Source organism: Sediminicoccus sp. KRV36, assembly GCF_023243115.1.
GTDB lineage: Bacteria > Pseudomonadota > Alphaproteobacteria > Acetobacterales > Acetobacteraceae > Roseococcus.
This window is the reverse complement of sequence record NZ_CP085081.1, coordinates 765,468-785,586: the sequence shown is the minus strand read 5'-3', so window position 1 is coordinate 785,586 and position 20,119 is coordinate 765,468. Positions and strand designations below refer to the sequence as shown.

Below are 20,119 nucleotides of genomic sequence, written 5' to 3'. Positions count from 1 at the left end.
CCCGCCTGTTTTAGGGTCGGGCCAACATCAGTTCTTGGGAGTTTTCAGCCATGGCGCGTGACTGGCGCCCCTCTTCCTGGCGGCAAATGCCAATTCGCCAGGTGCCGGAATACCTCGACCCATCGGCGTTGGCCGCGATGGAAGCCAAGGTTGCGAGCTTTCCGCCACTGGTTTTTGCAGGCGAGTGCGAGCGATTGAAGGCGGCACTCGCCGAAGCTTCCGAAGGCCGGGCCTTTGTCCTCCAGGGGGGCGATTGCGCCGAAAGCTTCGCGGATTTCCGCGCCGACAACATCCGCGACACTTTCAAGGTGCTGCTGCAGATGGCCGTGGTGCTGACCTTCGGCGCCGGCATGCCGGTGGTGAAGCTCGGCCGCATGGCCGGGCAATTCGCCAAGCCGCGCAGCAGCGATGTGGAGAAGATCGGCGATGTGACGCTGCCCTCCTATCGCGGGGACATCATCAACGGCGCCGATTTCACGCCCGAGGCCCGGATCCCGGACCCCGCGCGGATGGAATTCGCCTATCTGCAATCGGCCGCGACGCTGAACCTGCTGCGCGCCTTCGCGACGGGCGGCTTCGCCGATCTGCACCAGGTGCATCGCTGGAACCTGGATTTCGTCGCCCGCAGCCCGCTCTCCAAGCAATATGAGGGGCTGGCCGCGCGGATTGATGAAACCCTCAGCTTCATGGCCGCCTGCGGCATGAACAGCGACAACGCCCCGCAAATCCGCGAGACGGCCTTCTACACCAGCCATGAATCGCTGCTGCTGCCCTATGAGGAAGCGCTGACGCGCGAGAGCAGCACGCATCTGCGCACCTATGCCTGCTCCGCCCATTTCCTCTGGATCGGCGACCGCACGCGTCAGCCCGATGGCGCGCATGTGGAATTCCTGCGCGGGGTGGCGAACCCCATCGGCATGAAGGTCGGACCCAGCATGGATGCGGGTGAATTGCTGCGCCTGACCGAAATCCTGAACCCGAAGAACGAGCCGGGGCGGCTGACGCTCATCTCGCGCATGGGGGCGGACAAGGTGGAGACCAAGCTCGCACCCCTGGTGCGCGCCGTGACCCAAGCCGGGCGCAAGGTGGTCTGGCTGAGCGACCCGATGCACGGCAACACCACCACGCAGGGCGGCTACAAGACGCGCAATTTCGACGCCATCCTGGATGAGGTGAAGGGCTTCTTCGACGTCATGTCGGCCGAGGGCGCTCTCGCCGGCGGCGTGCATGTGGAAATGACCGGCCGCAACGTGACGGAGTGCATCGGGGGCGCGCAGAAACTCACCCCCGCCGACCTGGGCGAGAATTACGCGACCTTCTGCGACCCACGGCTGAACGCCGAGCAATCGCTGGAACTCGCCTTCCTCATCGCCGAGGAACTGAAGGCGCATCGTGTGCGTCCGGAGGGGGGATTGCAGCGGGGACTGGTCCAGGCCGCCCAGTGAGCGAAAAATCCCCACTGGACCGCGAAATCACGGCCCGGACGGATAGCTATTTCAACCGCACGCGCCGCATCGTCGAGAAGTTCGGCGATGTGCACGTGACCTATGCGGTGTTCCTGCGCCGCCCGGTGATCTCGGCACCGCGCCTGGCCGTGCAATGGCTGGAACGCGTGGCGGCCGAGCGCGGCACGCCCTTCGAGATCGAGGTGAAATACCCGGAGGGCGCCTGGGTCGGCGCGGGTGATCCGCTGCTCTATCTCAGCGGCTCCTTCGCTGCCTTGGCCGATCTTGAGACGCTGTATCTGCAAAAGCTCGGCCCGCCCTGTGTCGCCGCGCATAACGCCTATCAGATGAGCCTGGAACTGCCTGGCGCCGCCTTCCTCGCGATGGAGGCGCGGCACTGCGCCGGCTTCGAGATGCAGGAAATGATGGCCTACGCCGCCTCGGTCGGCAGCCAGGCCGCGCAGAAGGAAGGGGCCAAGGGCTTCGTCGGCACCGCGACCGACAGCACGGCGCATTGGTTCGGCGAGGCGGCCGGGCGCGGCACCATGCCGCATGCGCTGATCGGCTATGCCGGCTCCACGCTCCGCGCCGCCGAGATGTTCCGCGAGACCTACCCCGATGAGGGGCTGACGGTGCTGGTGGATTATTTCGGCCAGGAGGTGACGGATACGCTGGCCGTCTGCCATCGCTTCCCGGAGCTCGCGGCGGAAGGTCGGCTCGCTGTCCGGCTGGACACGCATGGCGGGCGCTTCCTCGAAGGGCTCGACCCGGCCGAGAGCTATGCCGTGCTGGAGCGCCATGCACCCCAGGCCATCCGGCGCTATCTGCGCGACACCGAGCTGCGCCATCTGGTCGGCACGGGCGTCTCGGCGGCGGCCATCTGGCGCGTGCGGGAAGCGCTCGACGCGGCGGGTTTTCCCAAGGTGCGGATCGTCGCGAGTTCGGGCTTCAGCGTGGGCAAGTGCCGCGTGATGAACGAAGCGCATGCGCCGGTGGATGTGGTCGGCACCGGCAGCTTCATTCCCGATATCTGGAGCGAAACCTACGCTACGGCCGATATCGTGGAATATGACGGCACGCCGCGCGTCAAGCTCGGGCGCGAATTCCTGCTGCGGCAGGAGGGACGGCGGCGGAACGGCCACACGGCGTGACGGCGGCCGGATGCGGGGCGGCGTTGCCGCCTCGCGTGCGCTTATCCGGGAGCCTCCTGTGCCGCCGCACGGCGTCCTTGCGGGGCGGCGCCCCGCATCGCGCATGACCGCCCGCAGCCAGGGCCTGCTTTGCGCCATCGGCGTGCTGCTGATCTGGGCCGGCTTCCTGCTGACGTCGCGCCTCTCCCAGGCGCAGGCCTTCACGCCCTGGGATGTGGCGGCCCTGCGCTACACCGGCGCCTTCCTCGCCGCGCTGCCGCTGCTGGCGTGGCGCGGCCCGCCGCGCATTCCGCTGGGCCGCGCGCTGGTGCTGACCCTCCTCGCCGGCTTCATCTTCCCGATCGGCGCGTATTGGGGGTTTCACTTCGCCCCCGCCGCGCATGGCGCGGTGCTGCTGCCCGGGTTGCTGCCCTTCCTTTCCGCGGCACTCTGGTGGTGGGCCTTTGGCGAGGCCTGGGGGTGGCGGCGCTTTCTCTCGCTCGGGCTGGTCGCACTCGGCATCGGCCTGCTGGCGGGCGATACCTTCGCGGCCCATCCCGGCGCCTGGCGGGGGGATCTGCTGTTCATCCTGGGCTGCGCCAGCTGGGCCATCTACATGGTGCTGGTGCGGCGCTGGGGTGCCTCGGCGCTGGATGTGACGCTGGCCATCGCGCTGCTGGCGGCCCCCATCTACCTGCCCCTGTGGTGGCTCGTTCTGCCCTCCAACATCGGCGCCGTGCCGGGGGCGGCGATCCTGTTCCACACGCTGTATCAGGGCACGCTGTCGGTCATCGTCGCGGGGTTTCTGTTCACGCGGGCGGTGGTGCTGCTGGGCGGGCCGCAGACCTCGGCCGTGACGGCGGTGGTGCCGGCCCTGGTGGCGCTCGGCGCCTGGCCGCTGCTGGGCGAGACGCTGGACCTGATGGGCTGGGCCGGGGTGCTGGTGGTGACGCTGGGGATGGTGGCGGGCGTGGCCCCCTCGCGGGACGCCAGGAAAGCTTAGCGCGCGGGAGGCGAGCAGAGCTTGGCTCGCGGGACGCGAGGAGAGCTTGGCGAAGACGCGCGGCGCGCCAGCCAGGCGCCGCCCGCGTTGACCCTGCCGCCCCGCGCGCCTACTTCCACCTGATGACGAAAAGCCTCCGCATCGCCCTCGCGCAGATGAACCCGCATGAAGGGCAGCTGCGCGCCAATGCCGCCAAAATCCGCGCCCTGCGTGCCGAAGCCGCCGCCGCGGGCGCTGATCTGCTGGTGACGCCCGAATTCAGCATCGCCGGCTACCCGCCCGAGGATCTGGTGCTCAAACCCGCATTTTGCGACATGTGCGATGCCGAGATCGAGGCTCTGGCCGCGGAAACCGCCGATGGTGGACCCGGCCTGATCATCGGCGGCCCGTGGCGGACCGAAGGAAAACTCTACAACGCGGCCTTTCTGCTCGATGGCGGCAAGATCACCGCGCGCCGCGCCAAGCATGAATTGCCCAATTACGGCGTGTTCGACGACAAGCGCGTGTTTGACGCCGGCCCCGCGCCCGGCCCCGTGGTGTTCCGTGGGACGCGCCTGGGCCTGATGATCTGCGAGGATTGGTGGTTCCCCGCCGTCTCCGAGACGCTGAGCGAAAGCGGCGCGGAAATCCTGCTCTCCATCAACGGCTCCCCCTTCGAGCTGGAGAAGGCCGAAGCCCGCATTGACCTTGCGGTTTCGCGCGTGGTGGAAACCGGCCTGCCCTTCGTCTTCCTCAACCAGAATTGCGGCCAGGACGAGCTGGTGTTCGATGGGGCGAGCTTCGTGCTGAACGCCGATCGCAGCCTTGCCATTCGCGCGCCGAGCTTCGCCGAGGCGCTGGTCATCACCGATTGGGAGCGCGCCGGCGATGTCTGGCGCTGCGCGCCGCAGCCGCTGGCCAGGCCGCTCAGCCGCCCCGCGCAGATCTATCACGCGATGATGCTGGGCCTGCGCGACTATGTGGAAAAGAACGGCTTCCCCGGCATCGTGCTGGGGCTTTCGGGCGGCATTGATTCGGCGATCTCGGCCGCCGTCGCCGCCGATGCGCTGGGCCCGGAGCGGGTGCGCGCGGTGATGATGCCCTCGCCCTATACGAGCCAGGACAGCCTGGAGGATGCGGCCGAATGCGCGCGGCTGCTGGGCATCCATTACGACACCATCCCCATCGGCCCGGCCATGGCCGCCTATGAGGCGATGCTGGCCCCCGCCTTCGGCAATCGCGCGCCCGACACGACCGAGGAAAATCTGCAATCGCGCATCCGCGGCGTGACGCTGATGGCGCTGTCCAACAAATTCGGTGACATGCTGCTGACCACCGGCAACAAGAGCGAGATGAGCACCGGCTACGCCACCATCTATGGCGACATGTGCGGCGGGTATTCGGTGCTGAAGGATGTCTACAAGACGGATGTCTTCGCAGTCTGCCGCTGGCGGAACGAGAACACGCCGCAGGCGGCACGCGGCCCCGATGGCCCCGCCATGCCCGAGCGCGTGATCACCAAGCCGCCCAGCGCCGAGCTGAAGCCCGACCAGAAGGACCAGGACACGCTGCCACCCTATGAGGTGCTCGACGCCATCCTGAACGGGCTGGTCGAGCGCGAACTCAGCGTGGATGACCTGGTGGCCGAGGGCTTTGAGCGCGCGCTGATCCTGCGCGTCTGGCGCATGCTGGACCGCGCCGAATACAAGCGCCGCCAGGCCCCGCCCGGCGTGAAGATCGGCAGCCGCGCCTTCGGCCGGGACCGCCGCTACCCCATCACCAATGGCTTCACGGGGCTGATTTCGTGAGCAAGGACCTGCTGGCCGCCCCCGAGGGCCTGGAAGTGCGCATCATGGACCTCTCCGGCGCCAATGGGACGGAGCCGATCGAGGTGGTGCGCGGCTTCACCTCGGTCGCTCATGCCAATGCCTTTGCCCGGCGCTATGTCCGGGACAGCGTGGAAATCTGCCGCCCGCGCGGCGGCAAGCCGGCCGATGTGACCAAGGCCTGGTTCGCCTTCGGCGAGGATGCCGTGGTCGCGGGCGTCGCCGATGACGCCCAGGGGGCGGCCTGGACCAGCGGCACCGAGCTGGCGACCTTCGCCGCCGGCGCCCCGCGCGATGCGGAGGATCGCAACTGGCGCATCCTCGATCCGCGGCGCCTCGTGGATGACGAGGATGATGATGATGACATGGATGGCGAGGAAGAAGCCTGATGAAACTCCGCTTCGCGCCCTCGCCCACGGGGCACCTCCATGTCGGCAATGCGCGCATCGCGCTGGCCAATTGGCTGTTTGCCCGCAAATCCGGCGGCGAGCTCGTCCTGCGGCTGGATGACACGGATACTGGCCGCAGCAAGGTCGAATACGTCACCGCGATCGAGGAGGATCTGCGCTGGCTCGGCCTCGAATGGGACAGCATGTTCCGCCAGTCCGACCGCCTGCCCGCCTATGCCGCCGCCGCCGAACGCCTGAAGAAAAGCGGCCATCTCTACCCCTGCTTCGAAAGCGAGGAGGAGCTGGCCTATAAGCGCGAACTCCGCCTCAAGCAGGGCCGCCCGCCGCTTTATGACCGTGCGGCGCTGAAAATGACCGAGGAGCAGTATGCCCGCGCGCTGGAGAACGGGAAGCAGCCCTATTGGCGCTTCAAGCTCGCGGCTTCCGGGGGGGGCAGCGTGGATTGGGTAGATGGCGTGCTGGGCCCGCGTTCGGTGAAGCTTTCGGCCATCAGTGACCCGGTGCTGGTGCGGGCCGATGGCTCGCCGCTCTATACCTTCACCTCCGTCGTGGATGATCTGGAAACCGGCGTCACCCATGTGGTGCGTGGCGAGGATCACGTGACCAACACGGGCGTCCAGCTCGATATCTGGCGCGCCCTGGGCGGCAAGATGGAGGCGCTGCATTTCGCGCATCTGCCGCTGCTGACCGATGCGGATGGCGGGCCGCTGTCGAAGCGCATCGGCTCGCTCTCGCTCCGCCAGCTGCGGCGCGATGGCGTGGAGGCCGCTTCCATCACCGGCTATCTGGCGGCCCTCGGCACCTCGCATGATCCTTTTCCCGGCACGCCGCGCGACCTGCTGCCGAGCTTTGACCTGATGAGCGTCTCGCATTCCTCGCCGCGCTTCGATCCGCGGCAGATGCTGGCGCTGAACCGGAAATTCCTGCACGGCATGGCCTTCGAGGATGCGAAGCCGCATCTCCCCGAGGGGGCGGATGCCGCCTTCTGGGAAGCCGTGCGCGACAATCTGGACCTGATGCCCGAGGTGAAGCATTGGTGGGATGTGGTGCATGGCCATATCGCGCCCGTCGAGCAGCCGGACCAGGCGGAATTCCTGGCCAGCGCCATCAACCTCCTGCCGGCCGAGCCCTATGACGCCACCACCTGGCCCGCCTGGACCGATGCGCTGAAGGCCGCCACGGGCCGCAAGGGCAAGGCGCTATTCATGCCGCTGCGCCTGGCCTTGACCGGCGAGGATCACGGGCCCGATCTCAAGACGCTGCTGCCGCTGATCGGCCGCGAAAAGGCGCTGAACCGCCTGCGGGCTTGAAGCGCGCCGGCCGGCCCGCCTATAACCCTGGCATGGTCAAGTCCTGCCCCTGTTGCTGACGGCCCAGCGCGCCCCTTCCGGGCCGCGCTCCCTTACTCTTGGCCCGACGGACCATCCCAATGACCCAGCCTGCCCTCCGTTTCCACAACAGCCTGACGCGCCGCGAGGAAGCCTTCGCGCCGCTCGATCCCGGGCATGTGCGCCTCTATGTCTGCGGCCCCACGGTCTATGACCTGGCGCATCTGGGCAATGCGCGGCCCGTCGTGGTGTTCGACGTGCTGGCGCGGCTGCTGCGGCGGATTTATCCGCGCGTGACCTATGCGCGGAACATCACCGACGTGGATGACAAGATCAACGCCCGCGCCCGGGAATCCGGCGAGCCGATCAGCGCCATCACCGGCCGCACTACGGCCGATTTCCACGCCGACATGGCCGCGCTGAACTGCCTGCCCCCCGACGTGGAGCCGACCGCGACCGGCCACATCGCCGAGATGATCGCGCTGACCGAAAAGCTGATCGCCAATGGCCACGCCTATGCGGCGGAAGGCCATGTTCTGTTCAGCGTCGGCAGCTTCGCCGATTACGGCAAGCTCTCCGGCCGCAACCAGGATGAGCTGCTGGCCGGCGCGCGGATTGATGTGGCGCCCTACAAGCGGGACGCCGGCGATTTCGTGCTCTGGAAGCCGAGCGATGCCGAGACGCCAGGCTGGGAGTCCCCCTGGGGCCGCGGCCGGCCGGGCTGGCACATCGAATGCTCGGCCATGTCCTGGCGCCACCTGGGCGAGCAATTCGACATCCATGGCGGCGGCGCCGACCTGCTGTTTCCGCATCACGAGAATGAGGTGGCGCAGACCCGCGCCGCCTTCGGCGTGCCCTTCATGGCGCATACTTGGCTGCATAACGGCATGCTGCTGGTGGATGGCGAGAAGATGTCGAAAAGCCTCGGCAATTTCTTCACGCTGCGGGACATCCTGGCCCAGGGCCCCTGGGTGGGCGAGGCGTTCCGCATGCTGCTGCTGCGCACGCATTACCGCGCGGCGCTGGACTACACCCAAGCCCAGCTGGAGGAGGCCAAGGCCGAACTGGATGACAGCTACGCGATGCTGGGCCGCGCGCCGGCCGTCAGCGAGGCCGCCCTCATCACCGAAATGGCCGAATGGGCGCTGGAGCCACTGGCCGATGACCTGAACACGGCGCTGGCGCTGACCCGCCTGCGGGATCTGCGCACGCTGGAGAACAGCGCCACGGTCGGCGGTTCCGCCGCATCCGTGCTGGCGCGCATCGGCAAGTCCTGGGCGCCCATCCCGGGGCAGGCCGCCGCCGCCTTCCGCGAGGCGGCCGCCGTGCTCGGCCTGGCGCAGGGCGACCCGCGCGCCTGGCTGCAGGGCGGCGACGATTCAAGCGCGATCGAAGCCGCCATCGCCGCCCGCCTCGCCGCCCGTACCGCGAAGAACTGGGCCGAGGCGGACCGCATTCGCGGCGAGTTGCTGGCCCAGGGCGTGGTGCTGGAGGACAGCGCCGCCGGCACCACCTGGAAGCGCGCTTGACCCTCACCTTATGGCAAGGCGGAACCTGTTCCCTTCACACGGGAGACACACGATGAACCGCCGCACCGCCCTGATCGCCGCCACCGCCGCATCTTCCGCCCCCTTGGCCGGCACCGCCCTCGCGCAATCGCCCCATGCCGGACACGGCGCGGGGCATGCCCCCCCTGCCGCGCGCGGCGAACCCGCCAGCACCCGCGAGTTCCGCGCCGCCAACGCCGCCATGCACCGCGCCATGGAGATCCGCTACAGCGGCAATGCCGATCGCGATTTCGTCGCCGGGATGATTCCGCACCATGAGGGCGCCATCGAAATGGCCCGCATCGTCCTCCGTCACGGCACCGACCCCGAGGTGAAGCGCCTGGCGGAGGGGATCATCACCGCCCAGCAGGCCGAGATCGCGCAGATGCGCGCCATGCTCGCGCGCCTCCCCAGATGAGGGAGGAGGGCGCCGCCCCGCTCGTCGCCCCCGAGGGCGAGACGCCCATCGTGGTGCTGGTGCGCCCGCAGCTGGCCGAGAATATCGGCACCACCGCCCGCGCCATGGCCAATGGCGGGCTGTTCCATCTGCGCCTCGTCGCCCCGCGTGACACCTGGCCGCATCCGCGCGCCTGGGCCGCGGCCTCGGGCGCGGACCGCATCCTCGATGCGGCGCGGGTCTTTGACACGGTGGATGCGGCGCTGGCCGATTGCCACCGCGTGCTGGCCACCTGCCCCCGCCCGCGCCATGTCATCATCCCGGTGATGACCGCGCGCGCGGGTGCCGCCGAACTGCGCGCCATCAATGGGCGTGGCATGCGTGTCGCCGTGCTGTTCGGCCCGGAGCGCGCGGGGCTGGAGGCCGAGGATCTGGCGCGGGCCGATACGCTGATCCGCTATCCGCTCAATCCGGAATTCAGCTCGCTGAACCTGGCCCAGGCGGTCATGGTGCTGGCCTATGAATGGTGGGTGCATGCCGATGCCACGCCACCGCGCGCCTTCCAGACCCACAAGACCGAGGTGGCGACCAAGGGCAGCCTGGAGAATTTCATGGGCCATCTGGTCAGCGAGCTGGATGCCTGCGGCTTTCTGCGCAACGCGCCCAAGCGCGAAGGCATGGTCCGCAACCTGCGCCACTGGTTCGAGCGCGGCGAGATCACCGAGCAGGAGGTCCGCACGCTGCATGGCGTGGTGGCGGAGTTGTCGCTGGGCCGCATGCGGCGGGGGCGGCCCGAGATCGGGGGCGCTGCCCCCGAACCAGCGCCAGAGGCCACCCCAGGCGATGCAGCCTCGCCGTTGGAAACCGCTACAAAAGCTCCAGCTGGCGGGAATCCGCGCGCGGATTGAACTGGCTGCAATCCAGGCGGGAGGTGCCGCCTTCGCGGCGGTCCAGGCCCAGGCGGCGGATCGCCAGGGCGAAGCGCTGGGCCAGCAGCTCCGCATAGGGGCCCTCGCCCTTCTGGCGCTGGCCGAAACGCGCATCATAGAGCTTGCCGCCGCGCGTCTGCCGCACCAGCGCCAGCACGCGCGCGGCGCGTTCCGGATAATGCACCGTCAGCCATTCCTCGAAGATCTGCCGCAGCTCCAGCGGAAGGCGCAGCAGCACATAGCCCGCGCTGGTCGCCCCCGCCCGGGCGCTGGCCTCCAGGATGCGCTCCAGCTCCGTGTCATTGATGCCCGGGATCATGGGGGCGGCCAGCACCGCCACCGGAATCCCCTGGGCCGAGAGGGCGCGCACCGCCTCCAGCCGCCGCAGCGGGCTCGCCGCGCGCGGCTCCATCGCGCGGGCCAGCTTGGCATCGAGCGTGGTGATCGACAGGCAGACCCGCACCAGGTTGCGCTGTGCCATACGCGCCAGGATATCCGCATCGCGCAGCACGCCCGCGGATTTGGTGACGATGGTGACCGGATGGGCGAAACGCTCCAGCACCTCCAGCACGCGGCGCGTCAGGCCCTCGGTGCGCTCCACCGGCTGATAGGGGTCCGTGTTGGAGCCGAGGGCGACGGGCTTCACCAGATAGCCGGGGCGGGAGAGCTCACGCGCCAGGATCTCAGGCAGGTCAGGCTTGAACATCAGCCGGGTTTCGAAATCCAGCCCGGGCGAGAGGCCGAGATAGGCGTGGCTTGGCCGGGCATAGCAATAGACGCAGCCATGCTCACAGCCGCGATAGGGGTTGATCGAGCGATCAAAGCCGAGATCCGGGCTGTCATTATAGGTCAGCGCGGATTTCGCCGCCTCACGCGTCAGCGTGGTGCGCAGGCTTGGCATATCCTCGGTCAGGCTCGCCCAGCCATCATCGAAGGCTTCCACCACCGCCCGCTCGAAGCGGGGCGTGTGGTTGGAGACAGCTCCCCGGCCGCGCTGCAACCCCGCCTGCAGGGCTTGCGGCAAGGCTTTCTGGACCGAGGAATATCCGCCACCATCGGGCATGGCTAAGTTCCCTTAATGTTCTCATCTGGAAGGTGCGGAATTGAATTCCTCCTGTCAAGAACAAAAAGGGAAACTTGCAGCCGTCTCGGTGGTGATTCCGACCTGGAACGCGGCGCATCTCCTGCCACCCCTGCTCGCGCAGCTCAAAGGCGTGGGGGAGGTCCTGCTGGCCGATGGCGGCAGCGCGGATGCGGTGGGGGGCCTCGGCCCGCGCGTGGTGCTGGCTCCGCGCGGGCGCGGCGCCCAGCTGGCGGCGGGCGCGGCCATGGCCCAGGGCGCCTGGCTGTTGTTTCTGCATGCCGATACGCGCCTCGGGGAGGGCTGGGCCGAGGCCGTGGCCGCCGCCCTCGGCGATCCCGGCCGCGCGCATTACTTCCGCTTCGCCCTGGATGATCCCTCGCCCCAGGCGCGGCGGCTGGAGCGGGCGGTCGCCTGGCGCTGCCGCTGGCTTGCCCTGCCCTATGGCGACCAGGGGTTGCTGATCTCCAGCGCGCTCTACGACGCGCTGGGCGGCTTTCGGCCGATGCCGCTGATGGAGGATGTGGACCTCATCCGCCGCATCGGCCGCGCCCGGCTTGCCGCCATGCCGGCCGCGGCCATCACCTCGGCCGAGCGCTGGCGCCGCGATGGCTGGCGGGCGCGCTCGGCCCGCAACCTGCTGACGCTGGGCCTGTATTTCGCCGGCGTCCCGCCCGAGCGCCTGGCGCGATTCTACCAGCGCGGCAGGCGCCCGGCACCTGGCTGACATGATGAAGCGCGGCGCAGCCGGCCGGCATGAATGGCGTGGCTGTCGCGCCGCCACCGGCTCCGCGCAAGAACCCTCCCGGCGCAAGCTCCTGCCGATGGCGTTTCGCGCATCTTTCTGCGCTCGGCCGATTCCGCCTGACCAGCGAATGCCCTAGGCTCCGCCCATGATGTTCCGCACCGCCTGCGGGGAGGCGTTGGGCGCGCCCGCGCTGGCCATGTCGGCCACCTTCCTGGCCTTCGGCGCCGCGGTGCAGACGGCCGGGCTGGGCCTTGGCTGGGCCCTGGCCGCGGCGCTTCTGGTCTATGGCATGCCGGGCCAGATGGTGCTGGTGGCCGCCATCGGCACGCCGGGCGGAGCCTTGCCCTCGGTACTGGGCGCCGTCACGGCCAATGCGCGCTTCCTGCCCATGGCGGTGGCGCTCTCGCCCTGGCTGGGGGCGGGGCCGCGGCGCTGGTGGGCGCTGCCCTTCATCGCGGTGACGCCCTGGGCCATGGCGATGCGCCGCCTGCCCCTGCTCCCGCCCGGATCGCGGCTCGCGTGGTTCATGGGCTTCGGGCTGACCTCCTGGCTGGTGGCAGGCTGCGCCACCATCCTGGGCCATGCCGTGGCGCCGCTGCTGCAGGGCGGCGTGCTGGCGGCGCTGCTCTTTGTGAACCCGCTCTATTTCGCCCTGATCCTCGCGGGTGAGATGCGTTCGGCGCCGGCGCGGCGGGCCGTGCTCGGCGGGGTGTGCGCGGCGCCGCTGGCCTTGTTCCTGCCGGCCGCCTGGGCCTTGCTGGGGGCGGGGCTGCTCGGCGGCACGCTCGCTTTCCTGTGGGGGGAATGGCGTGGGCGGCGCTGAACTCGCGTTGCTGCTGCTGATCCTCGCCTGCATCGGCCTGCGGGGCGCGGGGCTGCTGGTGGCCGGGCGGCTGCGCCCCGATCACCCCCTGATCCGCTGGGCGGCGTCGGTGGCCCTGGCCACGCTGGCCGCCTTCATCGCCCTGGCGATCCTGGCGCCCGGCGGGGGGTTGGCCAGCATCCCCGCCGCGGCGCGAATCGCGGGGCTTTGCGCGGCCATCGCCATGCTCACCTGGCGCGGCGGTCTTTTGCAGCCGCTGCTGGCCGGCCTGGCCCTGACGCTGCTGGTGGCTGCCTGGACCGGGGGCGCCAGGCCCTGAACCCGCCCAAAACGGCGCCGCTTGACCGCCCAGGCCAGCAGCCCCGGGCAAAATTGCCAGATTGTGAGCCGGGAAAATCCCTGCTTCTCTGCGCCGTCACATTGCACCCCACCAGCCCAGACCCCCCCAGCCAAGACCCCTAGCAAACACCACGGAGGCTCGCCGCCCATGCCCAGCACCCCCTTGATGGCGGCTCGCTCCGCCCAGCTCGCGACCGGGTTGTTCCTGCTTCTCGCGGCGCCCGCCCAGGCCGTGGAGTATGACGGCAACTGGCAATTCGCGATGAGCTGCTCCGCCAACGGCGCGCAACCCGCCTTCACCGAGCGCTTCATCGCCCCCATCGCGCAGAATGCGGTGACCCGCACCCGCAGCGGCCGGACCGCGCAGGGCCAGGATGACACCAGCCGCTTCAGCGCCCGCATCGAGGGCGGCCAGATGACGGCGGTGGTGGACCGCAACCGCGGCGGCGAACGCTGGAGCATCCGCTTCGCCGGCCCCGCCACCTCGGATCGTCGCTTTGACCTGGCTGGCGGAATCTTCCTGGGCGAACGCCAGCTGCGCAGCTGCCAGCTGGTGGCCGAGGCGCTGAGCTCGGCCCCGGGCAGCCTGGCCGCCACGGCCCCGGCCCGTGCCGAAGCGGCGCGCCAGCAGCTGGCCGCCGCCCAGGCCGCCCTCGCTGCCCTGCAGGCCAACAGCGAGGCCGAGGCGCAGGCGCTGCGCACCGATGTGGATCTCGCCCGCTTCGAGGGTGCGGCGATGCGCGCCGAGCTCGACCAGCGCGTGGCTGCCATCGCCCTGCTGGAAACGCGCCTGCGCACGGCGGAGGGCGCCACGGCCCAGGCCCAGGCCGCCCTGGCCCAGGCCATCGCCACCGCCACCGCCGAAATCGGCCAGCGTGACCAACGGATCGCCGCCGCCGCCCAGGCGATGACGGCCCAGCGCACCGCGCTGGAGGCGCGCGTCGCCGCCGCCGAAGCCGCCGCCGCCACCCAGCGGACGGCGCTTGAGGCCCGCATCACGGCGGCCGAAGCCGCAACCGCCCAGGCCACGGCCGCCGCCGCGACGGAGCGCACCGCCCTCCAGGCGCGCATCACGGCCGCCGAGGCCGCCGCCGCCCAGGCCAGCGCCACCGCCGCGACGGAACGCAGCGCCCTCCAGGCCCGGATCACGGCGGCCGAGGCCGCGGCCGCGCAATTGCGCACCGCCCTGCAAACCGCCCAGCGGGAATTGACCGAAGCCCGGGCCGCCCAGCCGCCGCGCTGAGCCCGCTCCCTTGGCGGCGTGAACGAAGCGGCGTTACATTCGGGTCAGCCGGGAGAGACAACGCATGGATGCGCTGACACGTCGCAGCGGCCTCGCCCTGGCGGGCGGGGTGCTCCCTGGCCCCTGGGTGCGCGCCCAGGGCATCTGGAATCCCACCCGGCCCGTGACGATGATCGTGGGCTTCCCACCCGGCGGGCAGACGGATTTCGCAGCCCGTGCCATCCTGCCCGGCCTGCAGAACGCGCTGGGCGTGGCGGTCGTGATCGACAATCGCGGCGGTGCCGGCGGCAATCTCGGGACCGAGGCCGTGCTGCGCTCCCGCCCCGATGGTTACACCATCCTGGCCGGCAACAGCTCATCCATGACGATCAATCCACACACCATGGACGGCATGATGATCGACCCGCGGGAGCTGGTGGCGATCGGCCTCGCGCTGCGCTCCTCCCTGGTCCTGTGCGCCCACCCCTCGATGCATGTCCGGGACCTGGCGGGGCTGCGCGCCTGGATCGCGGCCCAGCCACAGGGTTCGATCCAGTATGGCTCGACCAACGCCGGCAGCCTGACGCATATCGCCATGGAGTTGCTCCGCGAGCGCCTGGGCCAGCCCAAGATGACGCATGTGCCCTATCGCGGTTCGGCGGCCGCCATGGCGGATTTCATCGCCGGCCGCTTCAGCCTGATGTTCGACGGCGTATCGGCCGCAGCACCCTTCCTGCGGGCCGACCAGCTGCGCGGCATCCTGGTGACGGGCGAGGCCCGCAGCCCCGCCTTCCCCGACATCGCCACGGCCGAGCAGCAGGGCCTGCGGGATTTCGCCTTCTACGCCTGGATCGGCATCTTCGCCCCGCGCGGCACGCCGCCTGAAATCGTCACCCGCCTCAACGCCGCGTTGAACCAGGCCCTGGCCGACCCGGCGACGCGGGAGCGCATGACCAGCCGCGGCGATGAACCCGGCGGCGGCACGGCCGCGGGCATGGGCCGCATGATGGCGCAGGATGACGCGCGCTGGGGCGAGGTGGTGCGCGCCAACAACATCCGCGCGGAAAGCTGAGCGCCGCCCCCAGGGAGCAATCCAGGACGCAACCCAGGAAGCAGTCTCGCGGCTTGTCCCGCGATCGCCGCGCGGCCGGGGCGGCCGGCGCTATGCCGCGAAGGAACCCTGCCGGGCCAGCGCCACCAGCAGTTCGAGCATTGGCGTCGCCACCCCCGCCTCCCGCGCCAATTGCAGCGGCACGCTCAGCAGCGCCTCGAATTCCAGCGTCCGCCCCGCCTCCAGATCCTGCAGGATGGACGGCTTATGCGCGATGCCGATGGAGCGCAGGATCTGCGCCTCCGGGTCCCCCGGCACCGCGTGGCCCAGTGCGGCCGCGATCGCCAGCCCCTCATGCATCACGGCCTTGGCGGCGGCGAGGATCGCGGGGTCCGTGAAGGTGGTCGTCATGTCCCGCCGCGTGAGCAGACAGATCGGGCCGTTGGTCAGGTTGTTGAGCAGCTTGGTCCAGATCGCCGTGCGGATGTCAGTGGTGGCGACACCGCCCATGCCCGGCCCGTCCAGGGCGGCGGCGATCGCCTGGATGCGCGGGCTCAGGCTGTTGTCCAGCTCGCCGAAGATGACGCGGCTGGTCGCACTTTGCACCTTCACCACGCCTGGCTCCGTCACCGTGCATGCGGACCACACCACGCCGCCGATCGTGCGGCGCAGGCCGACGCGACCACGCACCACGCCGCCGGGATCGAGCGTGGTGAGATTTTCGCCCCACCACCAGGGAATGCCGTTGATGACGAACACCACCGGCGTCTCGGGGCCCAGCAGCGGCGTGATGGCCTCGGCCACGCTGGTCAGGGCGGGGGCCTTCACGGTGACGATCACGGCATCCTGCGGGCCGAGGGCGGCGGCATCCTGCTCGGCGCGCGGGCGCACCTGGAAATCGCCATCGGGGGCCTGCACCGTGATGCCGCGCGCGCGGATCGCGTCCAGCTGCGGGCCGCGCGCGATGACGCTGACCTCGGCACGGCCAGCCTGCGCCAACCGGGCCGCGACATGGCTGCCAATGGCGCCGGTTCCGAATACCGTGATCTTCATGGCGTGGCCTTCATGGCGATGAGCAAGGCGGTGGCAGCGGCGACGTGGCGCGCCACGATGCGCGCGCCGAGTTCGCGGTTGGCGCCGGAGGGGTCCGCCGCCTGCACGCCGCCGGGCGCGATTTCCGGCAATTCGATGGGCACGCCGAAATCCACGCCCTCCGCACGGATGGTGCCGAAGCCGCTGACCGGCAGGCCCAGGAAAGGCTCCGGTGCCGCGCGCGGCGTAAAGTTTTCCGGCAGGCACAGCTCAGGCCGCAGATGCATCCCCACCGAGGCCACCGGATCCCCGCCATGGCCCAGTGCCGCGGCCGAACCCCCCAGCTCCACCTGCCAGGGGAAGGCGGATTTCCAGAGATGCAGCACCGGGATGATGGCGCCCTGCGTGAGGCGAAGCGCGCGCTGGGCATCCTCGATGGAGGGGATATTCCCGCCATGGCCGTTGATGATGAGGATGCGCCTCGCCCCCCCCGCATGCAGCGCCACCAGGATCTCCGTGATCAGCGCCGTGAGTGTAGGCGTGCTGAGCGCCACACCCCCGGGCACGCCGCGGAAGAAATCCACGCCGCCAAAGGGCAGCGGTGGCGCCACCAGCGCATCACCCGCCGATTGCGCGATGCGCAGCGCGATCTCCTCGGCGAAGATGTAGTCGCCCATGGGCATGCCGGGGCCATGCGTCTCGGTGCTGCCCATGGGCAGCAGCACGGCATGGCCGGCGGCGATGCGGGCCGCGACTTCGGGTGCCGGAAGCTCCGCGATCTTCACGCCAGCATATCCACCGCGATGCGGCTCAGCGCCTGCACGCCGAGGGCGATGCACCGCTCATCCGGCTGGTAATTCGCATTGTGCAGCCGGTCATCCCGGCCCGGCGCGCCGGCGCCGACACCCAGATGGAAGGCCGGCACTCGCTCGGCGAAGGCGGAAAAATCCTCGGCCCCCATGGAGGGCTGGCCCTCATGCACCACCTCGCCGAAATGCGCGCGCACGCTGGCGATGGCGGGTTCAAGCACGCGGTCGTCATTCACCAGGCTCGCCACCATGCGGCGATAGGTGATGGTGGCCTCCATGCGCATCGCGGCGGCGGTGTGTTCCACCAGCCGGCGGATCGCGTTTTCCGCCACGTCCCGCGCTTCGGCGTGCAGGGTGCGCACGGTGCCCTTCAGATGCACGCGCTCGGGGATGATGTTGTAGGTCGTGCCGGCCTGGAACATGCCGACGGTGACCACGCAGGGATGCAGCGGCTTCTGCTCGCGGCTCACCACCGTCTGCAATTGCGTGATGATATGCGCCGCACCCACAATCGGGTCCACCGCCGCGTAAGGGTGCGCCGCATGGCCCGACTTGCCGCGCAGGATGATGTCGAAGCGGTCCGAGGCGGCGAGCGAAGGCCCGCGCACGAAACCGAAGGTGCCCACCGGCTCATTCGGGTGGTTGTGGAAGCCGATCGCCATGTCCACGCCATCGGCGGCGCCATCGGCGATCATGGCGGGTGCCCCTTCCAGCACCTCCTCGGCCGGCTGGAAGATCAGCACGATGCGGCCGGCGAGATTCTCGCGCAGGCCGTTCAGTATTTCGGCCGCACCCAGCAGCGTGACCGTGTGGATGTCATGCCCGCAGGCATGCATCTTGCCGTCCAGCTTGCTCGCGAAGGGCTGGCCGGTTTCCTCATGGATGGGCAGCGCGTCCATGTCGGCGCGCAGCGCCAGCGTCGGCCCGGGCCGCGCCCCCTCGATCACGCCCACCACCCCCGTGCGGCCCACGCCGGTGCGATGCGAAATCCCCATGCGGGTGAGTTCGGCGGCGACGATGCCGGCGGTGCGCACCTCCTCGAAGGCGAGTTCGGGATGGCTGTGGATGTCGCGCCGCAATTCGATCAGGCGGGGCTCCAGGGCCGCGGCCTGTTCGCGAATGCGGGTCTCTGGATCATTGGTGAGCATGCTGGCCTCGTTGCTGCTGTGCCGCGTCTGGTGCGTCGCAGCATCCTCCCCCTCGCCCCGGGGCATGTCCAGTCGTGGCGCTTGCGATGGCCAGGGCCGCGTGCGATAGCCCCGCCCAGAAAGCGCCTTGATCAAGCCACAAATGATCGGGCCAGAAATGAGCGGGGGTGCAGGATGTCCGGAAAGCTGATGCGCCGCCACGCGCTCATGGCCGCGGCGTCTGTGCTGCCCGCTTCGGTGCAGCCCCGCGCGGCGCGCGCGCAGGGCTGGCCGTCCCAGCCGATCCGGCTGATCGTCCCCTTCGCCCCGGGCGGCACGACAGACCTCATCGCGCGCCTGGTCGCCGGGCCGCTGCAGGAGCGCCTGGGCCAGCCCATCATCATCGAGAACCGGCCCGGCGCCGGCGCCACGGTGGGCAGCCTGATGGCGGCCCAGGCGGCCCCCGATGGCCATACGCTCGTGCTTTCGAACATCGCGAGCCATGGCATCTCGCCAGCACTTTATCCCAATGTGCGCTATGACGCCGTGCGGGATTTCAGTCATGTCGCGCTGCTCACGCTCAACCCCTCGGTGTTCGTCGCCAACCCGCGCTCGGGCATCGTCACCATGGCGGATTTCGCGCGCATCCATCGCAGCACGCCGCGCGGCCTCGACATGGCCAGCAGCGGCGCGGGCAGTTCCAACCACCTGCTGATCGTGCGCATGGGCCAGATCCTGGGGCGCGAGATCAACCACATTCCCTTCCGTGGCGCAGGCCCGGCGATGACGGCGGTGATCGGCGGCCAGGTGCCGCTGATGAGCGACAGCCTGCCCTCCGCCGCCTCGCATATCCGCCAGGGCAGCGTGCGCGCCGTGGCGATGAGCAGCGCCGAGCGGCACCCCTCCTTCCCCGATGTGCCCACCCTGCGCGAGCAGGGCTACGACCTCGTGACCAGCTCCTGGTTCGGGTTGTCGGGGCCGGCCCGCATGCCGCAACCCGTGGTTGAGCGCCTCTCACGCGAGGTTCGGGCCATTCTTGCGATGCCGGAAACACGCGCGCGCTTCGCCGAAATCGGCGGCACGCCGGGCGAATTCTCGCCCGAGGAGTATGCCGCTTTCGTCGCGAGCGAGGTCACGGGCTGGGCGGCGCTGGTTCGCGAAAGTGGCGCGCAACCTGACTGATTCGTAAGATTTGATCCCAGGCGCGCTTGGTGCTTGGCAGTTTGTTCGAAATGCCGGAAGGTCCGGCACGACGATGGGGAGTTCGGCTTTATGCAGGTGAAGATCAACGCGAAGGACCTGGCCTCAGGTATCTTTCTGTTGCTGGTGGCGCTTATCGGCATCTACCTGAACCAGGATCATAACCTTGGCACGGCACGGCGCATGGGCCCGGGCTACATGCCTTTGATGGTCTTCTATATCCAGGGCGGCCTCGCGGCGCTGGTGATCTTCTTCAGCCTGTTCAGCGGCCCTGATCCGCTGGAGAAGTGGACGGGCCTGGATGCCGGAGCGCTGGTGCTGGGCATCGCGGTCGGCACGCTGGGGTGGAAGTTCTCGCCCCTGCTCTGGAGCTTCTTCGGCCAGACCTACAATGCCGTCGGCTTCGGGATCACGGTGGGCTTCCTGGCCATGGCCATCTCCTCCGGCTGGAAGCTGCTCGCGATCATTTCCGCCTCGGTCGCGCTGTTCGGCCTGATCCTGGAAAAGGGTGGCTTCTTCGCCGCCCTCACCGCCGTCATCCTGGTGAGCTGCGCGGCCGAGCATACCCACACCAAGAAGGGCGTCGCCGGCCTGCTGGTCTTCCTGCTGGTGCTGTGCTGGTGGGTCTTCATCTACGAATTGGATATCCGCGTGAATCTGTGGCCGCAGAGCTAAGAACGGGATAGGGAACAG

The 20,119-nt window shown here is 69.6% G+C and carries 20 protein-coding genes; 16 read left to right on the top strand and 4 right to left on the bottom strand.

Going from position 1 to position 20,119, the window contains the following annotated elements; translation table 11 throughout:
- The first annotated feature begins 50 nt into the window (after positions 1 to 50).
- The 9 genes from LHU95_RS03635 to LHU95_RS03595 all read left to right on the top strand — a co-directional run bounded on the left by LHU95_RS03635 (position 51) and on the right by LHU95_RS03595 (position 9,973).
- Complete coding sequence (locus tag LHU95_RS03635; RefSeq protein ID WP_248710021.1) at positions 51 to 1,445, top strand: class II 3-deoxy-7-phosphoheptulonate synthase; 1,395 nt, start codon at positions 51 to 53, stop codon at positions 1,443 to 1,445.
- Positions 1,442 to 2,596, top strand: a complete 1,155-nt coding sequence (locus tag LHU95_RS03630; RefSeq protein WP_248710020.1) for a nicotinate phosphoribosyltransferase — start codon at positions 1,442 to 1,444, stop codon at positions 2,594 to 2,596. Before LHU95_RS03635 ends, LHU95_RS03630 begins: the two co-directional genes overlap by 4 nt.
- Positions 2,597 to 2,699: 103 nt before the next feature.
- The gene (locus LHU95_RS03625) at positions 2,700 to 3,578 is read left to right on the top strand and encodes a DMT family transporter (protein WP_248710019.1); all 879 of its coding nucleotides are present in this window, start codon (positions 2,700 to 2,702) and stop codon (positions 3,576 to 3,578) included.
- Positions 3,579 to 3,700: 122 nt separating this feature from the next.
- Positions 3,701 to 5,365 carry an NAD+ synthase gene (locus LHU95_RS03620; RefSeq protein WP_248710018.1) on the top strand — a complete coding sequence of 555 codons (1,665 nt, stop codon included), beginning with the start codon at positions 3,701 to 3,703 and terminating at the stop codon, positions 5,363 to 5,365.
- Positions 5,362 to 5,772 carry a hypothetical protein gene (locus LHU95_RS03615; protein WP_248710017.1) on the top strand — a complete coding sequence of 137 codons (411 nt, stop codon included), beginning with the start codon at positions 5,362 to 5,364 and terminating at the stop codon, positions 5,770 to 5,772. Before LHU95_RS03620 ends, LHU95_RS03615 begins: the two co-directional genes overlap by 4 nt.
- Positions 5,769 to 7,103, top strand: coding sequence for a glutamate--tRNA ligase (locus LHU95_RS03610; RefSeq protein ID WP_248711493.1), 1,335 nt, complete (start codon positions 5,769 to 5,771; stop codon positions 7,101 to 7,103). The genes LHU95_RS03615 and LHU95_RS03610 overlap by 4 nt, the downstream gene beginning before the upstream one ends.
- 119 nt (positions 7,104 to 7,222) lie before the next feature.
- Positions 7,223 to 8,650: a cysteine--tRNA ligase gene (cysS, locus tag LHU95_RS03605; protein ID WP_248710016.1), complete on the top strand. Its 1,428-nt coding sequence runs from the start codon at positions 7,223 to 7,225 to the stop codon at positions 8,648 to 8,650.
- A gap of 52 nt (positions 8,651 to 8,702) precedes the next feature.
- Complete coding sequence (locus tag LHU95_RS03600; RefSeq protein ID WP_248710015.1) at positions 8,703 to 9,086, top strand: DUF305 domain-containing protein; 384 nt, start codon at positions 8,703 to 8,705, stop codon at positions 9,084 to 9,086.
- A complete protein-coding gene (locus tag LHU95_RS03595) occupies positions 9,083 to 9,973 on the top strand; it encodes an RNA methyltransferase (protein ID WP_248710014.1) in 891 nt (296 codons plus the stop codon). Before LHU95_RS03600 ends, LHU95_RS03595 begins: the two co-directional genes overlap by 4 nt.
- Here LHU95_RS03595 and LHU95_RS03590 read toward each other — a convergent pair.
- Complete coding sequence (locus LHU95_RS03590; protein ID WP_248710013.1) at positions 9,933 to 11,057, bottom strand: PA0069 family radical SAM protein; 1,125 nt, start codon at positions 11,055 to 11,057, stop codon at positions 9,933 to 9,935. The two genes, LHU95_RS03595 and LHU95_RS03590, sit on opposite strands and share 41 nt — an antisense overlap.
- Before the next feature lie 88 nt (positions 11,058 to 11,145).
- Here LHU95_RS03590 and LHU95_RS03585 point away from each other — a divergent pair, with 88 nt between their 5' ends.
- From LHU95_RS03585 to LHU95_RS03565, 5 genes are all read left to right on the top strand, one after another.
- Positions 11,146 to 11,802, top strand: coding sequence for a glycosyltransferase (locus tag LHU95_RS03585; protein ID WP_248710012.1), 657 nt, complete (start codon positions 11,146 to 11,148; stop codon positions 11,800 to 11,802).
- 166 nt (positions 11,803 to 11,968) lie between these two features.
- Positions 11,969 to 12,646, top strand: a complete 678-nt coding sequence (locus LHU95_RS03580) for an AzlC family ABC transporter permease (protein ID WP_248710011.1) — start codon at positions 11,969 to 11,971, stop codon at positions 12,644 to 12,646.
- Positions 12,633 to 12,965: an AzlD domain-containing protein gene (locus LHU95_RS03575; protein ID WP_248710010.1), complete on the top strand. Its 333-nt coding sequence runs from the start codon at positions 12,633 to 12,635 to the stop codon at positions 12,963 to 12,965. The genes LHU95_RS03580 and LHU95_RS03575 overlap by 14 nt, the downstream gene beginning before the upstream one ends.
- 168 nt (positions 12,966 to 13,133) lie before the next feature.
- Positions 13,134 to 14,228, top strand: a complete 1,095-nt coding sequence (locus tag LHU95_RS03570; RefSeq protein ID WP_248710009.1) for a hypothetical protein — start codon at positions 13,134 to 13,136, stop codon at positions 14,226 to 14,228.
- Positions 14,229 to 14,292: 64 nt separating this feature from the next.
- Entirely contained in the window at positions 14,293 to 15,279 is a 987-nt protein-coding gene (locus LHU95_RS03565) for a tripartite tricarboxylate transporter substrate-binding protein (RefSeq protein ID WP_248710008.1), read from the top strand.
- A 90-nt stretch (positions 15,280 to 15,369) separates the two neighbouring features.
- Here the strand turns inward: LHU95_RS03565 and LHU95_RS03560 are convergent, their stop codons facing one another.
- From LHU95_RS03560 to LHU95_RS03550, 3 genes are read right to left on the bottom strand one after another with little or no spacing between them, the layout of a single operon-like run.
- Positions 15,370 to 16,311, bottom strand: a complete 942-nt coding sequence (locus LHU95_RS03560) for a 2-dehydropantoate 2-reductase (protein WP_248710007.1) — start codon at positions 16,309 to 16,311, stop codon at positions 15,370 to 15,372.
- Positions 16,308 to 17,075, bottom strand: coding sequence for a creatininase family protein (locus tag LHU95_RS03555; RefSeq protein WP_248710006.1), 768 nt, complete (start codon positions 17,073 to 17,075; stop codon positions 16,308 to 16,310). The genes LHU95_RS03560 and LHU95_RS03555 overlap by 4 nt, the downstream gene beginning before the upstream one ends.
- Positions 17,072 to 18,247 carry a M20 family metallopeptidase gene (locus LHU95_RS03550; RefSeq protein WP_248710005.1) on the bottom strand — a complete coding sequence of 392 codons (1,176 nt, stop codon included), beginning with the start codon at positions 18,245 to 18,247 and terminating at the stop codon, positions 17,072 to 17,074. Before LHU95_RS03550 ends, LHU95_RS03555 begins: the two co-directional genes overlap by 4 nt.
- Before the next feature lie 189 nt (positions 18,248 to 18,436).
- Between LHU95_RS03550 and LHU95_RS03545 the strand changes: the two genes are divergently transcribed.
- Together LHU95_RS03545 and LHU95_RS03540 are read left to right on the top strand one after the other, a co-directional pair.
- The gene (locus tag LHU95_RS03545) at positions 18,437 to 19,408 is read left to right on the top strand and encodes a tripartite tricarboxylate transporter substrate binding protein (RefSeq protein ID WP_248710004.1); all 972 of its coding nucleotides are present in this window, start codon (positions 18,437 to 18,439) and stop codon (positions 19,406 to 19,408) included.
- 90 nt (positions 19,409 to 19,498) lie between these two features.
- Positions 19,499 to 20,101 (top strand): hypothetical protein, encoded by a 603-nt coding sequence (locus LHU95_RS03540; RefSeq protein ID WP_248710003.1) that lies wholly within the window; start codon positions 19,499 to 19,501, stop codon positions 20,099 to 20,101.
- Positions 20,102 to 20,119: the final 18 nt, after the last annotated feature.

Excerpts from the sequence above, each read along its gene's own strand:
- LHU95_RS03635 (WP_248710021.1), top strand. The coding sequence starts at position 51 with ATGGCGCGTGACTGGCGCCCCTCTTCCTGGCGGCAAATGCCAATTCGC.
- cysS (WP_248710016.1), top strand. The coding sequence starts at position 7,223 with ATGACCCAGCCTGCCCTCCGTTTCCACAACAGCCTGACGCGCCGCGAG.
- LHU95_RS03540 (WP_248710003.1), top strand. The coding sequence starts at position 19,499 with ATGCAGGTGAAGATCAACGCGAAGGACCTGGCCTCAGGTATCTTTCTG.
- LHU95_RS03620 (WP_248710018.1), top strand. The coding sequence starts at position 3,701 with ATGACGAAAAGCCTCCGCATCGCCCTCGCGCAGATGAACCCGCATGAA.
- LHU95_RS03570 (WP_248710009.1), top strand. The coding sequence starts at position 13,134 with ATGCCCAGCACCCCCTTGATGGCGGCTCGCTCCGCCCAGCTCGCGACC.
- LHU95_RS03625 (WP_248710019.1), top strand. The coding sequence starts at position 2,700 with ATGACCGCCCGCAGCCAGGGCCTGCTTTGCGCCATCGGCGTGCTGCTG.
- LHU95_RS03595 (WP_248710014.1), top strand. The coding sequence starts at position 9,083 with ATGAGGGAGGAGGGCGCCGCCCCGCTCGTCGCCCCCGAGGGCGAGACG.
- LHU95_RS03550 (WP_248710005.1), bottom strand. The coding sequence starts at position 18,247 with ATGCTCACCAATGATCCAGAGACCCGCATTCGCGAACAGGCCGCGGCC.
- LHU95_RS03590 (WP_248710013.1), bottom strand. The coding sequence starts at position 11,057 with ATGCCCGATGGTGGCGGATATTCCTCGGTCCAGAAAGCCTTGCCGCAA.
- LHU95_RS03580 (WP_248710011.1), top strand. The coding sequence starts at position 11,969 with ATGATGTTCCGCACCGCCTGCGGGGAGGCGTTGGGCGCGCCCGCGCTG.
- LHU95_RS03565 (WP_248710008.1), top strand. The coding sequence starts at position 14,293 with ATGGATGCGCTGACACGTCGCAGCGGCCTCGCCCTGGCGGGCGGGGTG.
- LHU95_RS03600 (WP_248710015.1), top strand. The coding sequence starts at position 8,703 with ATGAACCGCCGCACCGCCCTGATCGCCGCCACCGCCGCATCTTCCGCC.
- LHU95_RS03560 (WP_248710007.1), bottom strand. The coding sequence starts at position 16,311 with ATGAAGATCACGGTATTCGGAACCGGCGCCATTGGCAGCCATGTCGCG.
- LHU95_RS03545 (WP_248710004.1), top strand. The coding sequence starts at position 18,437 with ATGCGCCGCCACGCGCTCATGGCCGCGGCGTCTGTGCTGCCCGCTTCG.